At 38.6% G+C, this 4686-nt stretch carries 5 protein-coding genes; all 5 read right to left on the bottom strand.

Features of this window, described 5'->3' with window-relative positions; translation table 11 throughout:
* Positions 1-121: 121 nt before the first annotated feature.
* The 5 genes from K6G87_RS02085 to K6G87_RS02065 all read right to left on the bottom strand — a co-directional run bounded on the left by K6G87_RS02085 (position 122) and on the right by K6G87_RS02065 (position 4558).
* On the bottom strand, positions 122-274 hold the full coding sequence (locus K6G87_RS02085; protein ID WP_296833209.1) for a hypothetical protein: 153 nt from the start codon (positions 272-274) through the stop codon (positions 122-124).
* Positions 275-480: 206 nt separating this feature from the next.
* Positions 481-1572 (bottom strand): NAD(P)H-dependent flavin oxidoreductase, encoded by a 1092-nt coding sequence (locus K6G87_RS02080; protein WP_296833206.1) that lies wholly within the window; start codon positions 1570-1572, stop codon positions 481-483.
* A 174-nt stretch (positions 1573-1746) separates the two neighbouring features.
* A complete protein-coding gene (locus K6G87_RS02075; protein ID WP_296833203.1) occupies positions 1747-2664 on the bottom strand; it encodes an aldo/keto reductase in 918 nt (305 codons plus the stop codon).
* Positions 2665-2734: 70 nt separating this feature from the next.
* Positions 2735-3145 (bottom strand): peptide deformylase, encoded by a 411-nt coding sequence (locus K6G87_RS02070; RefSeq protein WP_296833201.1) that lies wholly within the window; start codon positions 3143-3145, stop codon positions 2735-2737.
* A gap of 72 nt (positions 3146-3217) precedes the next feature.
* Entirely contained in the window at positions 3218-4558 is a 1341-nt protein-coding gene (locus K6G87_RS02065; protein WP_296833198.1) for an MATE family efflux transporter, read from the bottom strand.
* Between the last annotated feature and the right edge of the window lie 128 nt (positions 4559-4686).

Raw genomic sequence — 4686 nt, 5'->3', positions numbered from 1 at the left:
TCAATCAAACCGCTGATAAAATCAGGCAGAATAGGAATCACTGCCCCCATTATAGCTATATACACCCATGTTAAAAAAACAAAAATCAAACTAGTTATTAAAGCTTTTATATATTTTTTCATCAGTCATCCTTATGCGCATGATACTGGTTTTCCGCTGCAAAAGAATACTCGTCAGGATCACCTGTTGTAACAAGAAGCAGAAGTCTCTTCTCCTCCTGGCTAAGACCATCAAAGGTATCTATTGTAATTGTTCCTGTTATTTTATCATACATTTTTAAATCTTCAAAATGTCTCAATGCTTTCTTGCCAGCACCATCGAAATCGCCGTATTTATATGGAATTGTATCTTCCCTACAAACGCCCCATAACATAAGAAAAATGGTCCAGAGAGCTACGCTCTCTAGACCACTTTGTCTACAGTCTGAAGCTCACACTAAAAAAGTGTGAGCTTTTCAAATATCTATATTTTAGATATACCTCAAGCAGATCTTACACATAAAGCTGCATATTCTGCCATAAGTTCCTGGATCAGATCATGTACAGGGACGATCTCTTTGATCCTTCCTACATTACTTCCACAAAAGATAAGTCCTTCATCAAGATTACCTTTAACTGCATTAATAAGAGCTTTAGTTATGCAATATGGAGCATCCTTAACATTACAGGTCTTGATACACTGATAACATTTGGTTATTGCAAGTTTCTTCTCTTCTTTCTGCTTAATGAACTCGTTGCGAATTGCACGTCCCGGCATACCAACAGGGCTATCTATGATCTGAACATCATCCTCTGTTGCGTTAACATAAGCATTCTTGAAAGCATCTGAAGCATCACACTCATTTGTTGCAACAAAACGTGTTGCCATCTGAACTCCATCTGCTCCAAGGTTCATGAATTTATTAATATCTTTACCATCCCATACACCGCCTGCTGCAATGACAGGGATTTCTTTTCCGGTCTCTTTCTCAAGATCGCGAACATAAGATACAACCTCTGAAGTAATCTTTTCAAGCTCAGGTTTTGAGCCTTCTTCTGCAAAGAGCTCATCTCTCTTAAAACCCAGATGTCCTCCTGCTTTAGGTCCTTCTATAACGATCATATCAGGAATATAATTATATTTTCTGCGCCAGGTCTTAACTATAAGCTGGCAGCATCTAAGTGATGAAACAATTGGTGCTATCTTGGTCTTACTGCCTTCGATGAATTCAGGAAGATTAAGTGGAAGTCCGGCACCTGAAATTATAAGATCTATGCCCTGCTTCACGAATTCCTTGACAAGGTCTGCATAATCAGTCATTGCCACCATGATATTGGCAGCTATTATCTTATCTTTACCTGCTATCTGCCTTGCCTTCTCTATCTCTGTCTTGATGGCACGCATATTAGCTTCTTTAGGATTAGTTTCAAAGTCTGGCTCAAGATAGCCTATATCAGCTGCTGACAGAACGCCTATTCCGCCTTCTCTGCTGACAGTTCCGGCAAGCTTATGAAGAGAAACACCTACTCCCATTCCGCCCTGTATTATAGGATACTCACAGCTTTTGTCTCCAATACGAATTCCTTTGATCATAATACCTCCACCGCAGTATTAAACTGCAAATTTACTGCTAAATTTGATAATTTTCATACATAATAGCCATGTAGTTTTTAATACTACATATGAGGGTATTATAAATCTATAAGAAAACTATTGCAATGTTTTTAATTAAATATTTTTATATATTTTATTGTTTGGTTATTACTTTTAAGAGATTGCTTTAAGCATTGCATCAACATTCTGCTTCATTCTTTCAGCACTCTTTGTACTTACTACGCCGTATACATTCATATCCTGTCCGTATATCCAGGAGAAAGCAACTTGTGATACTGATAGACCTGTCTCTTCAGCTATATCTTCACAGACTTTAAGCGTAGCCATATTTTCCTCACTTACGTAGGTCTTGTAATTATCCGGAGATAATACCTTCTTAGCGCCCTTATAATCATCGCTTTTAAATCTTCCACTGAAAAATCCGGCTGCCATTGAAGAATATGCAAGAACGGGCATCTGGCTATCTATATACCATTTTCTGGCATCTTCGTTTTCATCACCTGATATAGTAAGGCATCCTGGCCAGGGCGCTCTTGTAGGAACTGCCATACTAAAGCATGGACTGGAAACTGCAAAAGGAATAAGGCCATGTTCTTTGGCATACTCATTGCCCTCGGCAATTCTTTCATGAGTCCAGTTAGATACACCAAAACTCTTGATGCTGCCTTCTTTATAAAGGGCATTTAATAGCTCTATTATCTCTCCTACCGGCACCTGAGGATCATCCCTGTGAAGCAGATATATATCTATATAATCTGTGCACAGCTTATCAAGAGAAGTTTTAAGGTCTTTCCTTATCTCTTTCTCTCTGATACGGCTTCTCCAGAGCATATCAGGATGTCCGCCTTTAGTAAGAAGTGTTACTCTCTGCCTGTTATTGCCGATTTTGATCCATCTTCCTACAGATTCCTCGGCGCGTCCATAAACTCTTGCAGTATCTATGGCATTAACACCTAGATTTACCATCTGCTCAATAAGTTCGTTGCCGTCTCCTCCAGACTGAAAAGGCTCAGCAGCTGTTCCATAGAAAATTCTTGATACTTCAGTATCCTTACCTGCGATTTTGATCATGTTGGCCTCCTACTCTTTTTCTATTCTGAAACTTTCACTTCTTACTCATCATATTATTGATATGTATATGTCAGATAAGATCTCCGCTAAAGTGCTGAATCTCGTGCTGAATTATCTGCGCTGTGAAGTCCTTGTATTTGCCGTGCTGCGGCTTAAAATCCTGATCCAGATAATCAACTTCGATTTCCTTATATCTAACGCATGGACGAACTCCATCCAAAGACAGGCAACTTTCAGAAGTCTCATATTTGCCACTTCTTGATGTAATAACTGGATTGATCATCGGGAAGATAAAAGGGCCTGCAGCTACCACAATGATCTGCTTCTTTACTCCTATCATGTTAGCAGCCATGCCAACGCATCTATCCATATTTGCTTTTAATGTATCTATAAGATCCGTAACAACCTGAGCATCTGCTTTAGTTGCAGGTTCAGATTTTTGCTGCAAAAATAAAGGATCTTTTACTATCTGTTTTACCATTTATGTCCTCCAATAATAAAACTTTGTCCTTATTACTACATGCTTTGTATTCTTCGCGTATTTTATTATAATTCATTTTCTCCCGAGCTTTCTCATCATATAGAAATAACATCCAAAGCACAACGTTATCTGAAGCATAGTAGAACATGGTGTTGCCAGCCCTATATGAAACAAGGACACCGGTTCCCATCTACTCATGATAAAAGATACCGGTACTCTCACCGCAAATGCTCCAATGATTCCCTGAACCATTACAAACCTAGTATATTCCATTCCATTATAGAATCCCACAAAGCAAAATAAGAAACAAGTGAGAAGACAATCTATAGCATAAGCTTTAAGATAATCTGCTGCAGCAAGTATAACTACTTCATCATTTGAGAAAATTCCAGCCAACAAATCTCCATGGAAAAATGCTGTGTAAAACATCGTAAATCCAAAGATGAAAGAAATGGCCACAGCACTTTTTAACCCTTTTATAGCTCTGTCTATCCTGCCGGCGCCCCTGTTCTGAGCAACAAAAGCTGACATTGACTGCATAAATGCTGCAGGAACAAGCATAATAAAGGCACATACTTTCTCTGCTACTCCAACACCTGCTGAAGCCGTAAGTCCTAAAGCATTAACTATAGCAAGAATCACGAGAAATGATATTCCCACAAGCAAATCCTGTACTGCTATAGGTGTTCCCAGAAATAGAATCTTTCCAATTATCTTCCGATCCCATCTGAGCATCTTAAGGTTGAATTCAAAGGGGAGCTTCTTTTTGCTAATAAGTAGCAATGAGATCAAAACGCTTACAAGCTGTGCTAAAACTGTAGCAATAGCAGCACCTTTTGTCCCCATATTAAATACTGCTACCAGAACAAGGTCTCCTATAATATTAAAAATACAGGCTATAAGTACAGTTACAAGTGGTGTGTTTGAATCTCCAAGTCCTCTGAAAATACCACCTATAAGATTATATGCAATAATAACGATGATACCTGTACCGCATATCTTAATATAAGCAGAAGTCAGGTCGAATGCTTCTGTTGGAGCATGCATAATTGCTGCAAGATTTTTGGAAAAAAATGGTATTGATATAGTTAGTGCCAGTCCAACTGACATGAACATCACAAGGCCACTTCCAATTATTCTTCCACCTTCATCTGCTTTTTTCTCACCTATCTTCTGTCCCAGAAAAATAGTCATTCCCATACAAAGGCTTGCAATAAGATTAGTAATTGTCATCATGATCTGTGATCCTGTCGATACAGCTGACACATCCGATGCCTCTGAAAATTGTCCTACAATCAGCAGATCAACTGCACCATAAAGAGATTGCAGAAAAAGAGCTATAAGAACAGGTATTGCAAATTTTAAAAGTGGAGCAACTATCTTTCCGGTTGTAAAATCTGTTTGTCTTTCCATAATGATAATCCTCTCAAAAAAAAGAGCCGGATAAGAAAGTCCCGGTATTCCAACCAGACATCTTATCCAGCTCGTTATTTCTTACATGAATAACTCACCCTCCGATGAACATCCTCATGCTAACATCT

It is taken from the genome of Butyrivibrio sp. (genome assembly GCF_024699075.1).
This window is presented reverse-complemented; position numbering and strand designations above follow the sequence as displayed.

Bases quoted from the DNA above. Each gene is read 5' to 3' on its own strand.
- K6G87_RS02085 (WP_296833209.1), bottom strand. From the start codon at position 274: ATGTATGATAAAATAACAGGAACAATTACAATAGATACCTTTGATGGT.
- K6G87_RS02080 (WP_296833206.1), bottom strand. From the start codon at position 1,572: ATGATCAAAGGAATTCGTATTGGAGACAAAAGCTGTGAGTATCCTATA.
- K6G87_RS02075 (WP_296833203.1), bottom strand. From the start codon at position 2,664: ATGATCAAAATCGCAGGTAAGGATACTGAAGTATCAAGAATTTTCTAT.
- K6G87_RS02070 (WP_296833201.1), bottom strand. From the start codon at position 3,145: ATGGTAAAACAGATAGTAAAAGATCCTTTATTTTTGCAGCAAAAATCT.
- K6G87_RS02065 (WP_296833198.1), bottom strand. From the start codon at position 4,558: ATGGAAAGACAAACAGATTTTACAACCGGAAAGATAGTTGCTCCACTT.